Origin of the sequence: Marinobacter sp. DY40_1A1 (genome assembly GCF_016597815.1) — a bacterium.
Taxonomy (GTDB): Bacteria; Pseudomonadota; Gammaproteobacteria; order Pseudomonadales; family Oleiphilaceae; genus Marinobacter; species Marinobacter xiaoshiensis.
Map to the genome: position 1 here is coordinate 308,608 of NZ_VCHA01000005.1, position 22,447 is coordinate 331,054.

At 52.4% G+C, this 22,447-nt stretch carries 21 protein-coding genes, 2 tRNA genes and 1 riboswitch; of the genes, 9 read left to right on the forward strand and 14 right to left on the reverse strand.

Going from position 1 to position 22,447, the window contains the following annotated elements:
- The first annotated feature begins 48 nt into the window (after positions 1-48).
- From FFI61_RS14305 to pgsA, 4 genes are all read left to right on the forward strand, one after another.
- Complete coding sequence (locus FFI61_RS14305) at positions 49-300, forward strand: hypothetical protein (RefSeq protein ID WP_200371260.1); 252 nt, start codon at positions 49-51, stop codon at positions 298-300.
- Positions 301-398: 98 nt separating this feature from the next.
- Positions 399-1,058 (forward strand): UvrY/SirA/GacA family response regulator transcription factor, encoded by a 660-nt coding sequence (gene uvrY, locus FFI61_RS14310; protein ID WP_200371261.1) that lies wholly within the window; start codon positions 399-401, stop codon positions 1,056-1,058.
- Entirely contained in the window at positions 1,042-2,904 is a 1,863-nt protein-coding gene (gene uvrC / locus FFI61_RS14315; RefSeq protein WP_200371262.1) for an excinuclease ABC subunit UvrC, read from the forward strand. Before uvrY ends, uvrC begins: the two co-directional genes overlap by 17 nt.
- A gap of 7 nt (positions 2,905-2,911) precedes the next feature.
- Positions 2,912-3,463 carry a CDP-diacylglycerol--glycerol-3-phosphate 3-phosphatidyltransferase gene (gene pgsA, locus FFI61_RS14320; protein WP_200371503.1) on the forward strand — a complete coding sequence of 184 codons (552 nt, stop codon included), beginning with the start codon at positions 2,912-2,914 and terminating at the stop codon, positions 3,461-3,463.
- Here pgsA and FFI61_RS14325 read toward each other — a convergent pair.
- The 7 genes from FFI61_RS14325 to thiB are packed head-to-tail and all read right to left on the reverse strand — an operon-like array spanning position 3,460 to position 10,427.
- A complete protein-coding gene (locus FFI61_RS14325) occupies positions 3,460-4,086 on the reverse strand; it encodes an ABC-type transport auxiliary lipoprotein family protein (RefSeq protein WP_200371264.1) in 627 nt (208 codons plus the stop codon). The two genes, pgsA and FFI61_RS14325, sit on opposite strands and share 4 nt — an antisense overlap.
- Positions 4,083-5,021, reverse strand: coding sequence for an MlaD family protein (locus tag FFI61_RS14330; protein WP_200371266.1), 939 nt, complete (start codon positions 5,019-5,021; stop codon positions 4,083-4,085). Before FFI61_RS14330 ends, FFI61_RS14325 begins: the two co-directional genes overlap by 4 nt.
- A gap of 6 nt (positions 5,022-5,027) precedes the next feature.
- A complete protein-coding gene (locus FFI61_RS14335) occupies positions 5,028-5,855 on the reverse strand; it encodes an ABC transporter ATP-binding protein (protein ID WP_200204764.1) in 828 nt (275 codons plus the stop codon).
- A 3-nt stretch (positions 5,856-5,858) separates the two neighbouring features.
- Positions 5,859-7,040, reverse strand: coding sequence for an MlaE family lipid ABC transporter permease subunit (locus FFI61_RS14340; protein ID WP_413785037.1), 1,182 nt, complete (start codon positions 7,038-7,040; stop codon positions 5,859-5,861).
- Between the two features lie 41 nt (positions 7,041-7,081).
- A complete protein-coding gene (locus tag FFI61_RS14345; RefSeq protein WP_200371269.1) occupies positions 7,082-7,696 on the reverse strand; it encodes an ATP-binding cassette domain-containing protein in 615 nt (204 codons plus the stop codon).
- Complete coding sequence (thiP, locus tag FFI61_RS14350; RefSeq protein WP_200371278.1) at positions 7,689-9,413, reverse strand: thiamine/thiamine pyrophosphate ABC transporter permease; 1,725 nt, start codon at positions 9,411-9,413, stop codon at positions 7,689-7,691. The genes FFI61_RS14345 and thiP overlap by 8 nt, the downstream gene beginning before the upstream one ends.
- 9 nt (positions 9,414-9,422) lie before the next feature.
- Entirely contained in the window at positions 9,423-10,427 is a 1,005-nt protein-coding gene (thiB, locus tag FFI61_RS14355) for a thiamine ABC transporter substrate binding subunit (protein WP_200371280.1), read from the reverse strand.
- A gap of 67 nt (positions 10,428-10,494) precedes the next feature.
- Positions 10,495-10,592: riboswitch (TPP riboswitch) on the reverse strand.
- Between the two features lie 52 nt (positions 10,593-10,644).
- Between thiB and FFI61_RS14360 the strand changes: the two genes are divergently transcribed.
- From FFI61_RS14360 to FFI61_RS14380, 5 genes are all read left to right on the forward strand, one after another.
- Complete coding sequence (locus tag FFI61_RS14360) at positions 10,645-11,778, forward strand: metallophosphoesterase family protein (RefSeq protein WP_200371282.1); 1,134 nt, start codon at positions 10,645-10,647, stop codon at positions 11,776-11,778.
- Entirely contained in the window at positions 11,775-14,423 is a 2,649-nt protein-coding gene (locus FFI61_RS14365; RefSeq protein ID WP_200371284.1) for an AAA family ATPase, read from the forward strand. The genes FFI61_RS14360 and FFI61_RS14365 overlap by 4 nt, the downstream gene beginning before the upstream one ends.
- 113 nt (positions 14,424-14,536) lie before the next feature.
- Positions 14,537-14,612: transfer RNA gene (locus FFI61_RS14370), tRNA-Gly, on the forward strand.
- 63 nt (positions 14,613-14,675) lie between these two features.
- Positions 14,676-14,749 (forward strand) — tRNA-Cys (locus tag FFI61_RS14375).
- Between the two features lie 97 nt (positions 14,750-14,846).
- Complete coding sequence (locus FFI61_RS14380) at positions 14,847-15,854, forward strand: helix-turn-helix transcriptional regulator (protein WP_200371285.1); 1,008 nt, start codon at positions 14,847-14,849, stop codon at positions 15,852-15,854.
- A gap of 66 nt (positions 15,855-15,920) precedes the next feature.
- Here the strand turns inward: FFI61_RS14380 and FFI61_RS14385 are convergent, their stop codons facing one another.
- The 7 genes from FFI61_RS14385 to FFI61_RS14415 all read right to left on the reverse strand — a co-directional run bounded on the left by FFI61_RS14385 (position 15,921) and on the right by FFI61_RS14415 (position 22,234).
- The gene (locus FFI61_RS14385; RefSeq protein WP_227714937.1) at positions 15,921-16,634 is read right to left on the reverse strand and encodes an SOS response-associated peptidase; all 714 of its coding nucleotides are present in this window, start codon (positions 16,632-16,634) and stop codon (positions 15,921-15,923) included.
- A gap of 129 nt (positions 16,635-16,763) precedes the next feature.
- Positions 16,764-17,624: a hypothetical protein gene (locus tag FFI61_RS14390; protein WP_200371286.1), complete on the reverse strand. Its 861-nt coding sequence runs from the start codon at positions 17,622-17,624 to the stop codon at positions 16,764-16,766.
- Between the two features lie 558 nt (positions 17,625-18,182).
- Entirely contained in the window at positions 18,183-19,085 is a 903-nt protein-coding gene (locus tag FFI61_RS14395) for a TerB family tellurite resistance protein (protein WP_200371287.1), read from the reverse strand.
- 5 nt (positions 19,086-19,090) lie between these two features.
- The gene (locus FFI61_RS14400) at positions 19,091-19,561 is read right to left on the reverse strand and encodes a hypothetical protein (protein ID WP_200371288.1); all 471 of its coding nucleotides are present in this window, start codon (positions 19,559-19,561) and stop codon (positions 19,091-19,093) included.
- Positions 19,562-20,083: 522 nt separating this feature from the next.
- Positions 20,084-21,400 carry a DsbA family protein gene (locus FFI61_RS14405; RefSeq protein WP_200371291.1) on the reverse strand — a complete coding sequence of 439 codons (1,317 nt, stop codon included), beginning with the start codon at positions 21,398-21,400 and terminating at the stop codon, positions 20,084-20,086.
- 85 nt (positions 21,401-21,485) lie between these two features.
- Entirely contained in the window at positions 21,486-21,839 is a 354-nt protein-coding gene (locus FFI61_RS14410; RefSeq protein WP_200371292.1) for a hypothetical protein, read from the reverse strand.
- Positions 21,836-22,234, reverse strand: coding sequence for a hypothetical protein (locus FFI61_RS14415; RefSeq protein ID WP_200371293.1), 399 nt, complete (start codon positions 22,232-22,234; stop codon positions 21,836-21,838). Before FFI61_RS14415 ends, FFI61_RS14410 begins: the two co-directional genes overlap by 4 nt.
- Positions 22,235-22,447: the final 213 nt, after the last annotated feature.

The following is a 22,447-nucleotide window of genomic DNA, read 5'->3' on the forward strand; positions in this document are numbered from 1 at the left end:
TCGATCCGAATTTTGAAAGTGGGTATAGTGGCCCGCACAGGAGATACTATGAATCATGAAACCGGGCACCAGTCACAATCCGATCCTCGCGAGGAAAAGTTCATTGTAGACAAGGAGTTGTTGACCGAGGATCAGTTGCTTGGCTTGGCAGAAGAGTACTGTACTCGCTACCATGGTCTAAATGATAACGAAAACCCCTTGGCAGAACTGAGCGGCGTGCAGGCGGCAATCAAGAGGGGAGATCTGGTGGTTTGGTTTGATCCGGTAGAGAACACTGCCGGGCTTGGCGTACCGGAATGAGTGCTCAACCTCGAAGAGTATTTCGGTTTGCACCTACCCGGGGGCGACCGTAACCGGTACAATCGCGCAGTTCTTTGAAGCGGTTTGCGAGGTGAAATTTGATCAGGGTATTGGTTGTAGATGACCATGAGCTGGTTCGTTCCGGGATAACCCGGATGCTCGCGGACAATCCCGATATTGATGTTATTGGTCAATCTCCATCCGGAGAAGACGCCATAGAATTCGTGCGTAAAGAGCGCCCGGATATCGTATTGATGGATATCCGGATGCCTGGCATTGGCGGCCTGGAAGCTACCAGGCGCATCCTGCGAATCGATGACACTATTCGTGTGATCGTGGTAACCGCCTGTGCCGACGACCCTTATCCAGCTCGCGTAATGCAAAGCGGAGCCTCCGCTTACATCACCAAAGGTGCGGATATCCGGGAAATGGTTCGTGCCATTCGTATGGCCCATTCGGGCCAGCGCTATATCAGCCCCGAAATAGCTCAGAAAATGGCCCTCAAACAGCTGGGTGGCGACAAGGAAGAGGAAGGCGAGCTATCCATGTTTGATCGCCTGTCTGAGCGCGAGATGCAGATAGCCATGATGGTAGTGGACTGCCAGAAAGTGCAGGACATTTCAGACAAACTCTGCCTTAGCCCGAAAACTGTTAACAGCTATCGTTACCGGATTTTCGAAAAGCTGGAGATCTCCAGCGACGTTGAGTTGGCCCTGATGGCAGTACGGCTCGGGTTGCTCGATGCCCACAAGGTCTGATTCCACCGGTGAAAGCAGCGAGGGGTTTGACAGCAAGCACTTCCTGAAACAGCTAACCGAGCGACCTGGCGTCTACCGAATGTACGACGACGGTGGCTCGGTGCTGTATGTGGGTAAGGCCGGAAATCTGAAGAAGCGGGTCAGCAGCTATTTTCGGAAGACTGGCCTGGCGCCCAAAACGGAAGCCCTGGTCGCAAAGATTGCCTCCATTGAAGTCACTATTACCGGAAGTGAGACAGAAGCTCTACTGTTAGAGCAGAACCTGATCAAGTCTCTGCGCCCGCCATACAACATCCTGCTTCGGGATGATAAATCCTACCCCTACATTTACGTGTCTGCCCACAGTGATTATCCCTCGCTGACCTTTCGGCGTGGGCGCACCAAAAAGGGTGGAGGCACCTGGTATGGGCCGTTTCCGAGCTCGGGTGCCGTCAAGGAAAGTCTTAATGTATTGCAGAAGGTCTTCCGGATAAGATCCTGTAGTGAAAGCTATTTTCAGAACAGATCGCGCCCCTGTCTGCAGTATCAGATCAATCGATGTACGGCGCCGTGCGTTGGATATATTTCGCCAGAGGACTACCTCCAGGATATCCGCCACGCCACTATGTTTCTCGAAGGCAAGAACCCCGCCATTATTCGTGACCTGATGGATGCCATGGAAAAGGCTGCCAAAAACCTCGAGTTTGAAAAGGCCGCTGCCTACCGTGACCAGATCAATCATCTGCGTCATGTACAGGAACAGCAGTCGGTGGATGGCGAAGGCGGGGATGCGGATGTGGTTGCCATTGCGCAGGATGCCGGTGTTGTGTGTATCGTGGTCATTATTGTGCGTGGTGGCAGGGTTTTGGGAACCAAGGATTACTTTCCCCGCTATTCTCTTGAGCAATCAGAAGGCGAGTTGTTAAGTGCGTTTCTGGGCCAGTACTACTTCGGTGGCAACACGCGCCGCGAGATTCCAAAAGATGTGCTGGTTCCGGTTGATGTTGACGGCCAGGAGTTGCTCGCTCAGGCGCTTTCTGATGCAGCCAATCGGGAAACCCGCATTCGTGGTAATGTTCGCGGGGAGCGGCGGCGCTGGCTGGAGTTGGCGATGACCAATGCCCGGCAAACACTGCTTACCCATATCGCCAGCAAGGAAACCGTTTATCGTCGTTTGCTGGCCCTGCGAGACATGCTGGAGCTGGCGGAAACGCCTTCGCGGATGGAGTGTTTTGATATTAGCCACAGCCACGGCGAAAACACCGTCGCATCCTGTGTTGTTTTCGATGAGAATGGTCCCCTTAAAAGTGATTACCGACTGTATAATATCGAGGGCGTGAAGGCAGGAGACGATTACGATGCCATGCGCCAGGTTCTGACTCGACGGTACCGCCGAATGGTTGCAGGTGAGGGCAAGCGCCCGGACCTTGTGTTTATTGATGGCGGTAAGGGGCAATTGAATATTGCCCGGGAAGTATTTGATGAACTTGGGGTTTCTGATATTCCCCTTATTGGCGTGGCCAAGGGTGTTACCCGGCGCGCAGGTATGGAGCAGTTGATCGATGCGATGACCGGTGACGTGTTTCGTGTGCCTGCTGATTCACCGGCTTTGCATTTGATTCAGCACATCCGGGATGAATCTCACCGCTTCGCCATCAGCGGACACAGGGCAGGACGCGATAAAAAGCGCCGCCAGTCTACACTTGAAGGTATTGAAGGGGTTGGTCCCAAAAGGCGCCGGGAGCTGATTCGTTATTTTGGTGGAATACAGGAACTTCGCAAAGCCAGTGTAGACGAGATGGCCAAGGTTCAGGGCATCAGTAAATCACTGGCTGAAAACATATACGCAGCATTGCATGATGAGTAACAACCGTATGAACTTACCAAACCTGCTCACACTCTCCCGCATCATTATGATTCCGGTCTTTGTGGCGGTGTTCTATCTCCCCATGCACTGGAGTTATATGGCAAGTGCGGCGATTTTTGGGCTGGCGGCGGCAACGGACTGGCTGGATGGCTATCTGGCTCGCAAGCTTGACCAGAGCACACCGTTCGGGGCTTTTCTCGACCCGGTTGCTGATAAATTGATGGTGGCTGTGGCTCTGGCGATGTTGATTCAGGAATACTCGGCAATTCTACTGACCATTCCAGCCACTGTAATTATCTGCCGTGAAATCGTGATTTCCGCATTGCGGGAATGGATGGCTGAAATCGGCAGCCGGGCAAGTGTTGCCGTGTCTTACATCGGTAAGATTAAAACCACCGCGCAGATGGCGTCGATTGTGGGCTTGCTGGCGTTTCCCCCCGGCCAACTTCTATCCGAAATTGCCGTGGGGTTATTGTATATTGCCGCCATTTTAACGCTCTGGTCTATGGGGTTGTATATCAAAGCGGCCTGGCCAGACCTGTTCCCCGAGAAGAGTTAGCTCGGAGTCGCTTCACAGCTTGTTGCCCAGGCAATAAGCTCGTCTGCAAGTTGTTCTCCTGCGTTACCAAAGGCCAGTACTACCGCATCAATGCTCGTGTCCTCCGCGGGTGCAGACACGGTGAAGCTCCTTGAGCACAGAATCCCCTGTGAACGGTTATTAACCAGCTGCCCGTAAACCGATACGGTTACCCGAGTGCTGTCTCCCTGATTGATCGCATGAAAGGCGTTAATTTCTGTAGAAAGGCTCAAGTCAGCACTGCCTGGGGCAGGATCCATGACCACATGCTGAAAGCTTGCGCTGGCTCTGAAAGCGCCTGCCAACATGTCCCTTACCAGAACCGGTACCGTATCTCGCCACCGCACTCCGCCATACACTCTGAACTCCCACGGCTGAGGTTTTGCCAGAATCCGTGAGCTGTTGTACGGGTCAGATGCTACCGGCATATCAATCCTCAGGCTTTCGGATCTGCTGATGGCGTTGCTGTCGGGTTTAAGAGGGGTTGGGAAATCCATCACTCTGGGCGCTTCAGGTACCGGGAATACCGTGCAAGCGGCCATTGAGCCAGAAATTACAAACGCGACACCCGCAGCCTTTAAACCCTTGATCGCTAAACGGCTCACTGTGATACCTCCTTGATCGTTGGGGCGCCCAAGAGAGTGCCTCTGGGGTCTTCTTCCAAACGACGGGTAAATTGGTTCAGGTTTCTAAGGGTGCCACGAAGTTCTCTCAGTGCCGGTGCTAATTCGCCCATTCCCTGGAGCCCTGAATCCAGAGCACCTTCGTTTTTCCGGGTTAGGTCGTCGATACGAACAACCGCTTCCTGAACACGGGTCATGGCTGAACTCATGCTGCTTAATACCGATTTTGTCTCGTTTTGCAGCAGGGCGTTGGCGTTATCCGAAACCTTGGATACTTTTGATGCAGCTTCAGCGGCACGTTGACTGGCATCATCCATACGTTCGAGAAGGGCCGTCAACTGTTCACGGCTGTCCAGTAAGGATTCACTCGCTTCGCGGGTGTTGCGGAAAATCGCTGTCAGGTTCTCGGTGTTTTCCTTTGAGAGCAAGGTGTTCGCGCTGGTCAGCAGTTGCTCTGCCTTTGTCAAAAGGGCCTCGCCATTGGTCAGTAGGCTTTTAAACGCTGAAGGTTCGGCAGTAATCTGCGCCGGATCAGTTCGGGTGCCCGTCAACACTGGGCTATCCTTGGTGCCACCGCTGAACTGAACGCTCATGCTGCCTGCAATATTAGCCAGCACCAAGCCCGCACGGGTGTTTTTCCGTACGGGAACAGTCTGTTCAACCCGCACCAGAACTCGCACGTGGCCGGGGTTGTCCGGGTCGAGTTTCAGTTCCAGTACATCGCCCACAGCAACGCCACTGTAAAGAACCGGGTTGCCTTTGGCGAGACCGCCCACGGCCTGGTCAAACACGATTTCGTAATAGGACCATTCGCGGTCTGCAGAGGACTTGACCAGCCACAATGCGAACAATAAGGCCGCCAGCACCGCAGTGAGCGTAAAAAGCCCAATAATAAGATGGTGTGCTTTTGGTTCCATAGCCTCTTACTCCGGTAACCGTCTCGTATCTTGAGCGCGGAATGCGTAACTGGCGGCCCGCCCGCGGGGGCCCTGAAAATAATCCTGAATCCATGCATCGTCTGTTGCAGCGACGTTTTCGATGGAGTCTGCAACCAGAACTTTCTTTTGTGACAGCACTGCCACCCGATCGCAGGTTGTATACAAAGTATCCAGATCGTGGGTGACCAAAAACACAGTCAGCCCCAGAGCATCCCGAAGGGTAACGATCAGCTTGTCAAATGCTGCAGCGCCAATAGGGTCGAGCCCGGCGGTTGGTTCATCCAGAAACAGAACTTCCGGGTCCATTGCCAGCGCCCGCGCCAAGGCAGCGCGTTTGACCATGCCGCCCGAGAGTTCTGACGGGTATTTTAGGGCGGAGTCTGCTGGCAAGCCCGTAAGAGCAAGTTTCATGTGGGCAAGCTCTTCCGCATCCGGGCGGGACAAGTCGCAGTGCTCAATTAATGGCAGTGAAATATTCTGAAGCAGATTCAATGAGGTGAACAGCGCGCCTCTTTGAAACAGAACGCCAAAGCGCTGCTCGGTTTGCGAGCGTTCTGCAGCGCTCAGTTCATCGAGATCTTTCCCGAAAACCCTTATACGGCCGGCTGAAGGTTTGAGGAGGCCCACTATGCTTCTCAGGAGCACCGACTTGCCCGTTCCTGAACCGCCTACAACGCCCAGGATTTCACCTTTGACGAGATCCAGATCCAGGTTTTTGTGGACTACATGACTACCAAAGCGGTTATCAAGCCCGCGCACTTCAATAACGGACGCTGGGCGAGTGTTGGCTGCGTGAATGGTCTGCTCTGCCATGGTTTACCAGCCCATTTCCATGAAGAAAAGTGCAGCCACCGCATCAAGAAGAATAACCATAAAAATCGACTGCACTACAGCAGACGTGGTGTGCACGCCAACGGACTGAGCGCTGCCGCCCACTTTGAATCCTTCAAGGCAGCCGATGGCCGCGATCAAAAAGGCAAAAATGGGCGCTTTCGACATACCTACAAGAAAGTGCTTTAGCGCAATGTCCCGCTCTACAATCGCCATGAATTGAGTTGGAGTAATGTCCAGTGCAAGAGCGCAGACCATGCCACCGCCAACAAGACCGGAGATAATGCCCACAAAGGTCAGAATCGGCAGGCTGACCATCATCGCCAGAACTCGCGGAATGACGAGCAATTCAACTGGGTCCAGCCCCAGAGTGCGGATGGCATCCAGCTCCTCGTTTACTTTCATGGCACCGATTTGTGCAGTGAAGGCGCTGGCCGTTCGGCCTGCAAGCAAAATGGCCGCAAGCAACACGCCAAACTCCCGAAAAAACGAGAAGGCCACCAGATTGACTGTATAGATCGTAGCGCCAAAGTCTTTCAGAACCGTGGCACCCAGGAAGGCGACCACGGCTCCCACCAGAAATGTGAGCAGGGCAACAATAGGAAGCGCGTTAAGGCCGGTAGCCTGAATCGCCGCGACGAACGGCGTGACACGCCAACGGCTGGGTCGCGGCAGAATAACCACCAGCGTTGCGATTATCTGGCCGACAAATCCGGACAACAGGTAAGCAAGGTGCCAAACGGCCGCAACTCTCTTGCCAGTTTCGGTCAGAAACTCTGCAACTGGCGTAAGACCTTCAGGCTCAGGGGATGGCTCTTCTCGCATTGCATCTGCCACTGCGTGCAGCAGTGCGCTTTGTTCCTGGGGCAGGGTTGTCGGGGTGTTACCATCCTGTTTAGTCAGCGAAATGAGAGTGTCTGGCCCGAGCAGGGTGGTCAGAAGTGATGCGCCGGCCGTATCAACTTGCCCCAGACCTTTCAGGTCTATGCGTTCAGCGGCCCACTGTTGGTCGGAATTCGCCTCAACACGCTTTTTGAGTGCTTTATAGTCGGCCAGAGTCCAGTCGCCCTGAATAATCAGGTGGCCGTTCTCACTCGCCAGAGATCCTGGCTGACGGTGATTCAATGAGGGTTTTTCGTGTTCCGGGGAGCTGGCACTGATGGGCACGGGTGTCAGAATTCCAAAGGTTGGTTTATTAGCTTACTAGCTTAGAGTCTGTGAACGCTATCTGCCAGTAACTGGCGGTCTTCCTTATCATGGCTGGCGAGCACAATGAGTGTACCCCGAGCTTTCTCATCTAGCAGCAATTGTCGAAGAAGATCCCGTGCTTCGCTGTCCAGGCCCGTAAGTGGCTCATCAAGAAGCAGTATTGGCTTTTTGCGCAGCAGCGCCCGTAATAAGGCAACACGCTGTCGCTGGCCGCCAGAAAGGTCTCCGGGTAAACGCTTGCCAAAGCCTTCAAGACCAACGCTGTCCAGTCCCTGCTCGATAGCCTGTTGGTTCTCAGGTGTGAGTTTTAGCCCGGGGTGGATGCCAAGGCCGATATTCGTCTCAACATTGAGGTGTTCAAACAGGTTGTGCTCCTGGAACACGCTGGTGAATGGTCGTTGCCAGGGTGCCTGTTGGCGCAGGCTTTCATCCTGCCAAAGGATGTCCCCCGATTGTGGCTCAAGAAAACCTGCCAGCAGGTTCATCAGTGTGGATTTGCCCGATCCGCTGGCGCCGTGAATCGCAATGCATTGCCCTGGCTCCACGGTGAAATGAAAATTCCAGGGAGATTCCTGGTCCGGGTATGAAAATACCAGATTCTTTACTTCAAGCATGTTCAGGCTCCGGAACACTTCTGGGTAATTTGGTTACCAAACCGGTTTGGTGTAACGGCGATCCCAGCCTGTTAAAAACGCTAAACAGTACGAGCAAAAGCAGCACAAGCCAGAGCCCGGTGGCGGCCGCGGCATCCATTCGGTAGCTTCCAAGCTGTTGATAAAGCAAGACCGGTAGTGTGGGTTGGCCCGGGGTTCCGAAGAGCGCAATAACGCCGAAGTCGCCCAGCGATAAGCCTGTGCCGTAGGCCATGGCCAAAGCCAGTGGCTTGCGCATTCTTGGCCAGTGCAGCCAGCGCCAACGATACCAGCCCAGTACGCCAAGCTGATCCGCTTGCTGACGACTGGCGGAGTCGAGGCTGCCTAGCGGGCCTTTGAGCATCTGCAATACAAAGGGCAGGGCCATCATGGCGTTGATCAAGGTAACCAGCACTAACCCTTCACTTGAGCTCCCAAGGCTGGGTCGGAACAGCAGAAACAGGCCTGTGCCGAGAACCAGCGGTGGAATCATCATAGGCAAATACGCTGCCACATCGGTTAGCTGAGTGATTGCAGGTCTCTTCGATACCGATCCCGAAGCCAGCATTAGTAGAGCAGCGCATACGGACATCAGCCCGGCGGGAAGGGCGATTGCCAGGCTTCTCTTTGTTGCATCGAGCAATGCGGGATTTACCGAAAAGCTGCCTTGCGGGAAGAAAGCGCTGCCCATGCCGGGCAGCCCTCTAATCAAAATGGCCAGCAGTGGCATTACCAGAAAGAACACAAACAATAGGAGAAGGGTGCCATCTGCCAAGCGCGCTTGGAGGGAACTGCCTGCTTTGGTTCGGTGCGACGCAACGCGCCTGTCCGGCAGTAGAGAAGCCGTAAGCCCGCGGCGGGCTGCCAGCCACCAGAGGAACCCGCAAATAATAAGTTGAACCATGGCAAGTAGTGCTGCCTGGCCGGAATCGAATTCGAATCGCAAAGACTGGTAGATGGCAACTTCAATGGTGGTTGCCGCTGGGCCGCCGCCCAAGGTCATCACTATGGCAAAGCTGGTAAAGCACAGTGTGAATACCAGTGCCGCAACGCCAGACAAGACAGGCTTGATGGCAGGCCACTCCACCGCTCGCCAATACCACCAGCGCCCAAGCCCGAGCTGGGCGGCAACCCTGAGTTGCGATGGGGGTGCACCTTCAATTGCCTGCAACAGAATCCGTGCGGCCAGCGGCGCGTTGAAAAACACATGGGCCAACACAATGCCGTTGATGCCGTAGAGGTTCCATGATGCGCCAAGCCAGTCATGGGCAAAGCCGGTGAACCAACCTTGGCGCCCGTACACACCAACCAATCCAGATACCGCAACAATTGAAGGGAGCACCAAACTAAGCTCCATGAGGCGAAGAAGCACGGCGCGCCCGGGAAAAGCCGTTTGTCTTGCGAGGATTCTGGCAATCGGAATAGCCACAAGCAGGCTGAGTAAAACCGAAAGAAACGCCTGCCAAATCGTAAAGGTAACCACGGTGCGCAAATAGCGGCTTTGCCAGAGTTGGCTGATATCCGGTAGTGAAGCCTCCCAGATAAGGGATGCCAGCCCCGCCACCGAAAGCAGCACCAGCGCACTGGCGATCGTAAACCCGGGCCAGAGCTGCCACCCGGGGCGGCTGAAAGGTGCAGGCCGCCCGGGTGTCGAGTGCGAAGGTAACGCGTGTTGCTGGCGCTTAGCGAGGCTGCTCATGGGCCTTGATTACCGTGTCATGGCATCCAGCCACTCGTTCATCCATTGGCGGCGGTTATCGCTGACCGTTTTCGGGTCAAAATACAACGCTTCCTCTGGCTGGATCAGCTTGTCGAAAACAGACGGCAATTCATCGCCCAAATCGGTAGCCGGGTACATCACGTTTTTAAGTGGAATGTGCCTTTGAAAATCCGCGCTCAGCATAAAGTCGAGAAATTCACGCCCGAGTTTTTTCTGATCGGATGAATCAACCAAGGCAGCCACTTCAACTTGCAGATAGTGACCCTCTTCGAACTGAGCGGCCTGGTAACGATCTGTTTTATCTACGGCCATGTGGTAAGCCGGGGAGGTGCTGTAGGAAAGAATCATCGGCGCTTCGCCATTCATGAACAGCGAGAAATAGCCGTCGCTCCAGCTTTTGGTTGTGGTGAGAATCTTGCCGTTGAGTTGTGCCCATTTTTCGGCCGCCTGGTCGCCGTATACATGGCGCATCCAGAGCAGCAATCCAAGGCCGGGGGTGCTGGTTCTAGGGTCCTGGATGATGATCTTCAGGTCGTCAGGGGCAGCGATCAGTGCTTCCAGACTTTTTGGTGGATTAGGCAGTTGTTCGGTATCGTAAACGAACGCAAAGTAGCCCCAGTCGTAAGGTACAAACACCGGGTCTTGCCAGTTGATGGGCAGGTTCAGGGCTGAAAGATCGGTTTCGTGGTTTGCCAACAAGCCTGTTTGCCGGGTTGTTTCCATGGTGGCGGTGTCCAGACCCAGCACCACATCGGCCTGAGTGCTTTTGCCCTCAAGGCGCAGGCGTTGGAGAATGTCACCACCGCTGTCCAGTACCACATAGTTGATCTGGCAGTTGCAGGTTTGCTCAAAGGCTTCCTTAACGGCTGGCCCCGGGCCCCATTCTGCGGCGAAAGAGGGGTGGGTATACACAGTAAGGATGGCTGCCTTTTGGGCGTGTGCGGGCGCAAAGGCCAAAGCAAGCAGAAACAGTGCAAACGCTCGGATGAGCATGGTGGTATAACCTCCGCAACAAGTTAAGGGTGGCCATAATTGGCAGCCATGTCGCGGGCCCCACCGAGGGTGGTGAGTGCTCAATCCCTTCGCCGGCATAATCCGGATCAGGTTCCGCGGGTATGGTCTCAGCCCGGCATTTGCCCGGCACCCCGTTGAGTTGAATAAAGTGTACCATGCTGGCGGTTGGCAATGGTAAGAGGCAAGGAGAACGCAGGTGCCAAAGTTTTTACATACAGCAGACTGGCAGATGGGCCGAACCTACAGCCGGTTTGACGCCGAAGATGGCGCGGCATTGGTTGAAGCACGATATGAAGCCATCGAGCGGCTGGCGGCGCTGGCCACTGAACACCAGTGCGATGCGATATTGGTTGCAGGCGATGTGTTCGATGCCCAAACAGTGTCTGATCGCACCATCAGGCGCGTGTTTAATGCCACCAGAGGTTTCGCTGGCCCTTGGGTAATGCTGCCAGGCAACCACGATGCGGCACTTGCCGAGAGTGTATGGTCTCGGGCAAAGCGGTTGGGAGCCGTTCCACAGAACGTTTACCTTGCACTTGAATCCGGAGTTACATCTTTGCTGGACCAGGGTATCGCAGTGCTGTCGGCGCCTCTTACCCAGCGACACACCTATGGCGACCTGACCCAGCCATTTGCTGAAATGGAAACTTCTCCCGATTTGCTCCGCATAGGTTTGGCCCACGGCAGCGTTCAAGGCTTGCTGCCGGATGAAATTGATTCCACCAACCCCATCGCCCCCGACAGAACCACCACAGCTAATTTGGATTATCTAGCCTTGGGCGACTGGCACGGCGTTAAGCAAATAAACGAACGAACCTGGTACAGCGGTACGCCGGAACCTGAGCGTTTTCGCAATAACGATGCCGGGTACGTGTTGATTGTTGATATCGAAAACCCCGGTGCGACACCTCAAGTGAGCCGCCATGAAACCGCCCGCTATCAATGGCACCAGTGGCGGGAGACTCTATCTGTGCCCTCCGATCTGGACGAACTGCTGATTCGCATAGGCCAATTGCCCGAGGCTTCGGTTCTGGACCTGAAACTTACCGGCACACTCACACTGGCCGGCGACCAAAAACTGACCGAAGCACTGTCTGTCGCAGAAGCTCGCTACCGCAGTGTTACCTGTGATCGAAGTGGCTTGCAGTTGGAGCCCACCGAAGACGACATTGCCGAGTTGCGTGCAGACGGATACCTCGGGGAAGTGGTTCAAGAACTGAGGGAGAGCCAGCAGACGACTGAAGAAGATGAGAAGGCTGCCGTAGCACGGGACGCGCTCGGCATTCTTGCAGGCCTGCTCAAACCAAAAGACGCGGAGGTGGCCCAATGAAACTCCAGCGTTTACGTGTTGAGCAGTTTCGCCAATTCAGACAAGGCCTGGAGCTGGATAGCCTGCAGCCAGGTATTAACCTGATTCACGGCCCTAATGAATCCGGTAAGAGTACCTTGGTTCGCGCCATCCGTGCCGCTTTCTTCGAGCGTTACAGATCCAAATCCGCTGAAGATCTTGCCCCTTGGGGAGATTCATCCGCTGCCCCGACCGTTGAGTTGGTATTCGAGCACAAAGGCCAGCGCTGGCAGTTGGACAAGCGTTTCCTCAAACGCCATCGCTGTGACTTGAAGGTTGATGATGCAGTGTTCAGCGGTGAAGAAGCCGAAGAAAAGCTTGCCGAGTTACTGGGCTATCAGTTCCCCAAAAAAGGCGCCAGTAAAGAGGAGCACTGGGGAATCCCCGGTTTGCTTTGGGTTGAGCAGGGTACCGGGCAAAACATTGAGAACGCCGTACTGCACGCCGGTGGACACCTGAAATCCGCACTGAACAACCTGGTGGGAGAGGTCGCCAGCAGTGGCGGTGATGAAATTATCCAGGCCGTGGAGCGGCAGCGCAAAGAGCTACTGACATCAACCGGGAAGCCAAGAGGCGACTATCTTGAACTAGCGAATACCCGGGAGGCACTGCAACTGCAGGTGAGGGATCTGAAGTCACGGGTTGAGCAGTACAAGGCTCAAGTGGATCGTTTGGGAACCCTGGCCGCAGAGCATGAACAGGCCAATCGCGAACGCCCATGGGAAGAGGCCCGGCGCGAGATGCAGCTCGCAGAAGCAAAATACCGTGAAGTTGAGGCGCTGCAGGAGCAACAAGCTCGGGGAATCGAGTCGCAAAAACAGATTCAGCAAAACCTCTCCCTGCTTCAGCAAAGCCAGATTCACTGGCGTAACCAAAATGAACAACTTGAGTTACGCCATCAGAACTACCTGAAGGCCAAGCAACAACTGGAAAAGGAAGAGCTCGCCAGCCCTGAGTTGGTTAAGCAGGTTGAGGCTGCACGCAGCCAATACCAGCTTGCCAATCAAACCGTGCAGCAGGCCCATCTCAGAGATAAACGGGAGCGCCTGGAGAAGGACTGCGCCAGACTGAAAGCGGATCTGGCGCAACTGAAACAACGCCAGGAAGAGGCCAAAGGCATTCAGGTTTCGCTGGACTCAGCACGAAATACTAGAAAGATAAACCTAATAGATATCGGCGCATTACGAGAACTAAAGAAGAATCAACGTGAACTTGATGATGCGAATATTCGAATCCAGACCGTAGCCACCCGTGTTACCTGGAACCTGAAGCCAGGCGCATCACTGGATCTGGATGGGCAGAGCGTTGAGGGGCAGGGCGAGAAGCTGCTGCTGGAACAAGGTGTTCTCGCGATTCCAGGTGTAGGTGACCTTGGCATTCAGCCCGGTGGCAATGATCTTGCCAGCCTCCGACGACAGCTTGAGCGGTTGGCGCAATCTGTGACGCAGCAGCTCGCAGAGCTGGCAGTTGAGTCTGTTGAGGCGGCAGAGTTGAAGCTGACGCGACTGCAAGATGCTGAGGCACAGATACAGCGTTTCGATGACCTTCTGAAATCCCTGGCGCCCAAAGGCGTCGACCAGCTTGGCTCTGACCGATCTGAGATTGAGTCCGAATTGCTCGCCCGAACCACTGAGCTTGAAGTCCTGCCACAAGTTGAGGCGACGGGTGGTGATGCCAAGCCGCTCAGCCAAGCTGAGGCGGAGCTAAAGCAAGCGGAAGCGCGGCTAACAGAAGCGGAGACCGGGCAGAGGAATCAGGAAGGCCTGCTGCATAAAGCCCGCTACGTTAGCGAAACGGCAATGCGGGAATGGCAACGCATGCAGGATGAGCTGAACAGCCCAGAGCGCCAATCACAGATAGAAGGCATAGCTCGCGATATTGCTACTGCCGAAAAGCAGAACGCAGAACTCGAAGCCTCCTTGAAAGACCGTGAAACCCTGATTCGAGAAGCTCGTCCAGAGCTTTTGAGGCAAGACATAACGCGTTACCGCGCTACTGCTGAGCACCAGGAAGCTGCCCAACAGAAGCGGGCCCTGGAGCTGAGCGAAATCCGTGCGAGACTTGAAGCCTGGGGTGCGGAGGGACTTGAAGAGAAGCATAACGAACTGGTTGCAGAGTTGGAGCACGCCAACCGTCGATATCTGGAACTCGATAGGCGAGCAAAAGCGTTAGACCTTCTTCTGAACCTGTTAATTGAGAAACGACAGGCTCTCACTCGCCGGTTGCAGGCCCCGCTGCAGAAGCATCTAGATCACTATTTGACGGTTTTGTTCCCCGAAGCCAGCCTGGAAGTAGACGAAAACCTGATGCCCGGCAAATTCAGCCGGGGAAGCGAGCTGGGGCAGATGGCAGAGCTCAGCTTTGGTGCCAGGGAACAAATGGGACTTATCAGCCGCCTGGCCTATGCAGACCTGTTGCAGGAGGCAGGGCGACCCACACTGATCATTCTGGACGATACCCTTGTACACAGCGACGCAGGGCGCTTGGACGGCATGAAACGGATCCTGTTTGACGCAGCCACTCGCCACCAGATACTGTTGTTTACCTGTCATCCTGAAAAGTGGCGGGATCTGGGCGTTGAACCGAGGGACCTCGAAGCACTGAAGATTCAGAGTGTTTCTGGTTAAAAAACGCTCACAAACCTCCACTAAAACAAAAACTTAAAAAAAGGTATTGACGAAAGATCCGTAATCCGTAGAATACGCATCCGTTGTCGGGGCATTGCTTCGATACGCTTGAAGCGGGAATAGCTCAGTTGGTAGAGCGCAACCTTGCCAAGGTTGAGGTCGCGAGTTCGAATCTCGTTTCCCGCTCCAATTTCTTCAAGTCTCTCAATGCCAACCTGAGAGCACAAAGACTCGATTCCTTCGATCTTTTTAGGCGCGGTGGCAGAGTGGTCATGCAGCGGACTGCAACTCCGCGTACGCCGGTTCGATTCCGACCCGCGCCTCCATTATTTCTCCATAGTTTCCACAAGACATTGTCGCTGGTATTGTAATTGCCAGACACGGCTCACGGTTGTTCGTGTCCGCAAGACAAGGAGTCCCGTTTTGTCCAGTACTGCCATTCGCTACCTGAGCATGCTCAGGATGGTGCCTAGGTATCCCAAATCGATTACAACTACCGAGCTTGCCCAACGGCTGAAAGAGCATGATTTTTCTGTGACCATTCGCTCGATACAGCGGGATCTTGAAAAGCTAAGCACCGACTTCCCGTTGTATGTGGATGATAACGCCCGGCCGTTTCGCTGGTCGTTTGATCGGGAAGCCTCGATGGATATTATTCCGGCTTTGGATCTTCCTGCTGCGTTGACCTTTGAATTGGCTAAGGCGTATCTCACACCTATGCTGCCGCCTAGAGCGTTGTCCCATCTGGAGCCTCATTTCAAGGAGGCCCATCGAACGCTGTCCCGGGATCGTAATCCGCTGGGGCAATGGCCAAGCCGGGTTCGGGTAATCAGTCGTGGCCTGGGAGGGCGGCGTCCAGACATCGATGCCGATGTATTGGAGACGGTCACTGAGGCATTGCTTCGGGAATACCAGTGCAAGCTGACCTATCAGGCGCGTAATTGGTCCGAGCCGGAACAGGTCAGAGTCCACCCGTATGGCCTGATATTCCGAGACCCCAACGTTTACCTCATCGGGACCATTGAGGGCAGGGAAGGTGTTCGTCAGTTAGTCCTTCATAGGGCCGCCACCGGAGAGATTGTTGAAGAGCCGGTAGAGCGCCCGGATGACTTCGACCTGGACTTGTACATCCACTCGGGTGCCATGGGTATTCTGAAATCCGACAAACCGGTTTTCCTGCAGTTACGCTGTGACAAGCCAGCATTGAACCACCTGATTGAATCTCCACTGGGTTTTGATCAGATCACCAGCGAGATAGATGACAGCACTTTTGAAATATCTGTGACGGTAGGAGATACCCAAGACCTGCGATGGTGGTTAACCGCTCAGGCAATTCATTGCGATATTCTTGAGCCAAAGTGGCTGCGCAGTGAAATCGAAAGCACCCTGGAAAAGGGGCTGGAGCGTGTTGGTCGTCATAGTACAGAGTAGTTAAAGAGTCTGTATGCATGGGACAAAGTGGGCAGATGAGACTTATCCGGTCCGCTGTGCCGCAAGTTAATCTGCAGGCAGAACTTCAACATCTCCTACTGGCCTCAGATCTTTCGTGCCACGGACTGGCTCGCAGACTAGTGGTGCGGGAATGTGTGTTTGCATAAGTGCTTGAAACGCCTCCACTTGATGAAAACCTGGATCCAACCAAAGATCAAAATCTGTAGGGCGAAGCATCAGCGGTATGCTCTTCGGGTGAATATGGCTAAATCTAGGGTGTGGTGGAAGTGTGATAACGGTAAACGAATTTACCTGCTCTTCACCGAAGTGCCACGATTGCCAAAGGCCGGCCAGGGCAGTGGCTTCATTCAAGGGGTGAATGTTGTAGACCTGCTTGCCTTGCCATTCATGGAAGGCGCTTACCGGAACAATACAGCGTTTTGAGGGAAAGGCTCTTTTCCAGAGCGGGCTGCTGGTTAGCCGGTCACTTCGGGCATTGAAGGTATGGAACTTGGGGTTAGGGCGGTAACCATGGCCTTCAGGTCTGGGTTCAATCAGTAGCGACCAAATGCCCGGCAGCAGATATCGATCGTCAGCTGCCTCTATTACAAATTCACCAGTATTTCCTGGGGGAACGTTGTGCTGAAACCTCGGAGTTATGCAGGGCAAACCGAGCTGCTCCATGAGTGTTCTGATTTCAGGCGAGTCTGTAACGTTGTATCGGCCGCACATAGAACCCTCACGAATTGGTGATAATCCAAAGTGGTTTTGGGGCGCCATAAACGAATACTAGAGTAGCGCATTCTTTGGGGAGTAGCCTGCTTCCGGTAGTTGCAAGAGTTCGTATCAACATAGTTGGCCACATGCCTTAGTGCGAACATCCTTCTGTTGGCGAGATCATCACTGGAACTATTTTGATAGATAAATGCTGGAGTTAAAGTGGCGTCTTAGTATTAAAAAATACATTAATGTGTTGATGATGGCGCTCACTACTATGCCGAAGCTAGGCTCGATAGAAATTATATGGTATTTTGTTAGTTTATCGAAGCCGAAGCTTAAATATAAAAGTATGAGTAATGGAGAAAAACCTGCTACTAGGTACCAATAAATACGATCCTCTTTTTTTAGAAAAAATACTCGTAATATAAGTAGGGTCCAGTTTCCTAATAAAAAAATATTTAAGTATTTGCCATATTCAGAATTTAGTATCGTTTCTCCTTGTACGTAGGCTGCAGTAAAAGAAAGTCCATGTAAATTAAGCGAAACCTCCGCCCAAGGGAATGTGTACGAAAAAACCAAAAAAAAGTAAAGAGTTAAAAATATCTTTTCATTTCTTCTAAGATTTTTCCATCCTTCTACTAGTGGTCGAAATAGTAATAATAAATAATTCCAGCCTGTTTTTTTCGATTTCTCTTTATGAATGATGTTTTTTCTGAAGTTTTTAATTCTTTTACGGACTTTTAAAGAGAATATACTGAATGCTAATAATAAAAAGATGACCATCGGGTTCAACTCTTTCGTGTCAAGAGCGTAAATTGTAAAAACCCATAGAACAGATGTCAGTAACGATACCCAAATAAGGTATTTAAAGGCTAAGAATAAAGAGGTCAGAGATTTTTTTGAGAAAAGTACAATAAATTCAATAATATTTGTGTATTTTTTAGCTAATAATTTAGTAACGTCGTGCCCATCACGTTCTAAGTATTTTTTGGCACCAAAGTATAATATCCAAAAAAAAATTAACGCAAGTCCACCGAAAATGATGAGCATAGTATTAAACCCGTCCATTATTATTTAGGGGCGTTCTGAATAACTACTGGATCCTTCTGATCTTGATTTTAGCCGATAAAAGCTGAGGGTTCAGGCGCAATTCTCCCGTTATTTAGATGCCTCTTGCCTATTAACCGCCATTCTGAAGGAAACTGGCGAGAACCTGCGCCATCACGTATCTTACACCAATCAGCAGGTTTCGGAACGTGGGAAAATTATGGCAGGTCGGTGTTCTTAGCCGAGCCGCAATATCGGACCTTCTATTGCCGAAGACCTGCCAAATGTAGTGGAAAGGATCCTTCACTTTGCCAAGCATCTGGGATTGTGCCCCACTTGAATTCGATCATTAAACCTTTCGGGAGTGCTCTTTTGTTGTTTTGAGCTGGTCGCGTTTCACTGCCACGTGCTAAGTATTGTTCTACCCTTAAGCTCTTCATGTTTGTCACACTAGGTAATCCGAGTCAGTAAACACGCCGCTTGGACAACTGGGTTGAAAATCGCCGTGACTGCGAATCCCATGCGGCTGACGATGGCCGAATCATCGCTGATTTTTGGGAACTAAGAACTTTTAGTCCGACCAACTAGATCTCGCAACCCCTTTTTCGCACTATTAAATCCTGAGCCAAGCCCGTTGAATGTAGCTTTTCCTATAGATGAAATCTGTTGCGCCCCGTATTTTGCAGATTCTGAGAAGGTTGTGGAAAAAGAGTTGATATCTTGAAACACAGCTTCAACTCTGGAGATTGCCATTTCCTCACGCTCATCGAAGTAACCATCTGCTTCCGCTATGCCTTTGATAAAAAATATTATTTCCCGCGACATGGAGCTGTAATTGCAATCGGGATTCTCCTTTTTGAAGCGGGCCAGTTTTTCGGTAATCTCTTTAATCGAGTGCTCGTGTGAGTGTTGTTCAATAAGCTTCAGGCTATGCTGAACGAAAAGTGGGTCATACCCCCATTCTTCAATAAAGTAGGTCGTTATAAAATCACGCTCTTCGGGGACGAATTCACCATCGATTTCCGCAAGCTTTATTCCAAGAGTGGCAATCATGTCGAAGAGACCAGTTGCCAGGACATCCATCGGAGTATTGATGAAATCAGGAATTTGTTTTACCCGGTTGGATGATCCTCTGATGAAGTACCTGCCGATAACTAAGCTCAAACCTGCACCTGCCACTCCTGCACCTATAGCCCAGCCAACAGGTGTCGCTGCAGTTCCGATACCTAGTACGCCTAGAAATCCGGAGGGCGCAAAAAAAGTTGATGCTATAAGGCTTGATTTGGCAAAGACAAAGCCAGTTGCTGCGCCATTTGCGGCATCAACACTGTCAAGAAGGTACTTTTTAATTCGCAGTGAAGAATACGCCTCATCACCGATATCAAGCTTAATTTTAAAGCGCAAAGGATCGCGAATGACTGTTTCAACATCCTGCATCCCGTCTTTGGATTCGAATTCGTCCATAGGAATCATGCTCTTAAGTTGTCGAACCTAGCGCTTGCCTCTGCAATCGCGTTAGCTAGATTTTTATCATTAAGGTCCTGTTTTATGCCAACAACAAAGCCGTAAATCATCGCGAGGGGAGCAAGAAACGGTGCCATAATCGCGCCGATAAATGGAATAGATGCGACCAAAATCCCCATCATTCCCCCCAGAACCAGCCCAAACGATGCATTAGGAAAGTTCTTGAGGGTTTCGATGACAACGTCGAGAATCTTTCGGCCGATCTTAACGATGAACCTTCCTGCCCGAACAGTGGCGTTGATGATTGAGTAAAGGGCTGACTTTGCGTCAGCCGAAATGTTCAGGTTCTCAATCGTTGATTTGATCTTCGATTCGCTATTGGTGGTGCGATTGATCTCCTCTGCATCCTCGGGCCCGAAATTGAGTTTCTCTGATATGAAAGATTTTCCATCAGGAGTTTCTGCTTCAAGAATCATTGTTTCGCACCTTACAAGTCTGAGCCTGTTGTTTCTCTAATGAACAATGGAGCAGTTATGAAAACGGCCGACTGTCAATTGTTTTTGTGTTTCCGAATATTTGGCTATGACGAGTCGTCTGTCAACACAGTTACACGTGTAGCGCTGGGAATATAGTCCGTTACCCTGCTTGTATTATTGGCCCTGGGAATATGATGCAGGGTGGTGTCGCCCCACGATTGCGTTTTTGGGGGAGATTATCTGAAAGTTCGGAAAGAAGGGCTTGCGGTATGTTCAAACCAAACGTTGAGGTTCTGAGAGCATTTAAATTAAATCGGCGGAGCGTAGGGCCCGCAATCCAGCAGACTCCTGCTGGTTCGGGGGTGAGTTCTCTGCATAAACCTAAAGCGTGAATAAGGGTAAGTGCAAACCAAAAGCTCTGAACCGATGTGTGTGCAAGTACTTGGTATCGCATCGAGCATGGGGTGGTTACAGTCAAGCAAAATTTCACTTCAAATCTGAACTAAACGTCAAGCGCGAGTTTCAGTGTTGAGCTGACTTGTTTCTAATTTCATTTTCAATCACCCAGAGCCGATCCTGGCCCCAGCAAGTGACTTCGCCGTACCGGAAGCTCGGCACGCCCCAGAGCCCGCAGTTATACATCGCTTGAAGATTAACTTCTGCCCAGTCACGCCAGCTCTGGTCGTCCAATAGGGCTTTTGCTTTATGCCATTCCAGCCCTGAACGCTCTGCGATCAGCTTGAGACCCTCATCGGTTTCTGAGCGAATGCCTTCGGCATTGACTGCGCGGGCGTAGGTGCGCATGTACTCAATTCCTCGGCCCAGAGAGCGGGCATATTCAAACAGGGCGTAGCATCGCTCCACGCCGGGCCCGAGTGGGTCAGCGACAAAGCCGTAGGGAATACCCAGTTTATTGGCTTCTCTTTTTGTATCGCGAAATATGTACCATTTCTTCGCATCAGGCACCGATAGCCCGCGCATCACCATAGGTAACACTGGCCGCAGATGGAGAGGGATGTTCCAGGCTTCTGCCAGCTGAATCGCCCGCTCAAGGCCGAGGTAGGAATAGGGGCTGCGGATGGAGAAGAATATCTCAAGGGCGGTATCCGACTCTGGAGGGTGATCGGGTAGCCTGATGGCATCTTTCGTTAAGTCAGCCCAGGTGCGGGTATAGGTTATGGCAGGTGCGGTGTCTCGCTTCAGGCCCTGATCAGTGAGACTGCGCTCAAGATGGTCCAGTCGATCAACGCCCCAGAACCACTCACCAAGGTAACAAGTCATGCTGCCCTGATAATGCCCGAGCCGCCTGAGCAGATTCTCATTCTCGAGCAGGGATTGGTTGTGATGATCTGATGGCTCCAGAGTTGGCTCGCTGGGGGCGTTTGAACTCCAGAGATCCTGCAATATTTGGGTCGCAGTGCTGAGCCCTTCGTCAGCTTTTTCAGTGTTGAGCAGCCGAGTTTTGGCGGACATTAATTCGGTTTTCGAGGGTGGCGTTGGCCGACAAGGAGGTGTGAGGTTATACAGCTTGGCAAGTTTGATTGCATCTTGTTGGGCCCAGTCATGCCAGAGTGCCGGCTCGGGGAATATCTCGTCATCCTGTTGCCAAACGGTATGAAGCTGAAAGCGCACCCGAAAACGTTCCTGCAGTTCCAGGAGGGCTTGCAACAGGGGCAGTCCGCTAGGGTCACGAGGGTTTACAAAAACCAGAACAAGGTCTCTCTCGCCCCGCATCCTCGCACGAACGCTGTGAATAGACCGTTGCAGGGCATAGTGAGGTGAGCTGGACAGTGCGCGGGCAAGCCAGGGGATAAGGTCCGCTTTGACTGGGCGGCGCATAGGATCGTCCTTCTTTTTATTATTGATAGATTTGATGCCAGCAGACTGCGTGGGAGCCGGGATAGCGACTGATGGATCAAGGTGGTTATGTTATCTGTTTGCGGGCTTCACTGTAAGCGATGTCCCAGCTCTCATTAGACGTCGGCATTCCGTTCGATCCAAGGGGCTGTACACCAAGCTTTTTACGACGCTCGTTCACTTCTTTCGTGTAGTCGGCATTCATAGGGTTAATCCCGCTTCTTCTATCTGCAGCATCGGCAATGGAGTCCAGTTGATGGTCGTATTCTTCGGGAAACCACTCAAGATGAATGGTTCGCGCTATTTCTGAGATCTTCTTGTTCAGTGCATCTTGCTCGTCTACGAGTTTTATTTCCGCATCGGTTAAACCTTCACGGGCTTTTTGGTGTGCGCGGGCTTCTTCTTTTTTAAAGCGGTTCATAGGCGTTCCTCGACAGGTGGCAGAATGTTGATTTCAAGAGTCATGGCGTTGTGTTGGCTTATGATCAGGGCGCGGATTTCAACGGTGTTTTGCTCCTGAGTAATGTCCAGGACCTCCCGAGTTACTGTGTTGTACCTGAGTTCGGACACCCAGCGCTGCAGGAAAAATCTTAATGCGCTGTTTGTATCGCAGCTTCGGGTAATCAGTTCGCAGCGCAAATAAGCGCTGGGGTTGTCCCATTGGCGAACGATGTTTGATTTCTCGATATCGAAAATGCTGTCTTGATCGAACAAAGCGAACTGCAGGTCGTAATCGAAACCGGCGATGGTGGAATCAAAGTCGTATGTTTCTGGTGTAAACCCGTGCTGGGCAAGAACGGTTGAAAAGTCGTGCATGGTGGCTCCTTGGGTGATTGGCTTGCCGGATTCATTGCCAAGTCATCGAGGAGTTATTGATACTGTAACCTGCGGTTGCGACAAATGGTGTCGTATGGCCTTGCTGCTCTACACATCTGTTTCCGAAGTTTCTGCCCGTAGTGTCGGCAAATTCAAAGCGGTATCATGCGGCCGCTGTTAAATCCAAAAGCTGATACGCGACGACGGAGGCCC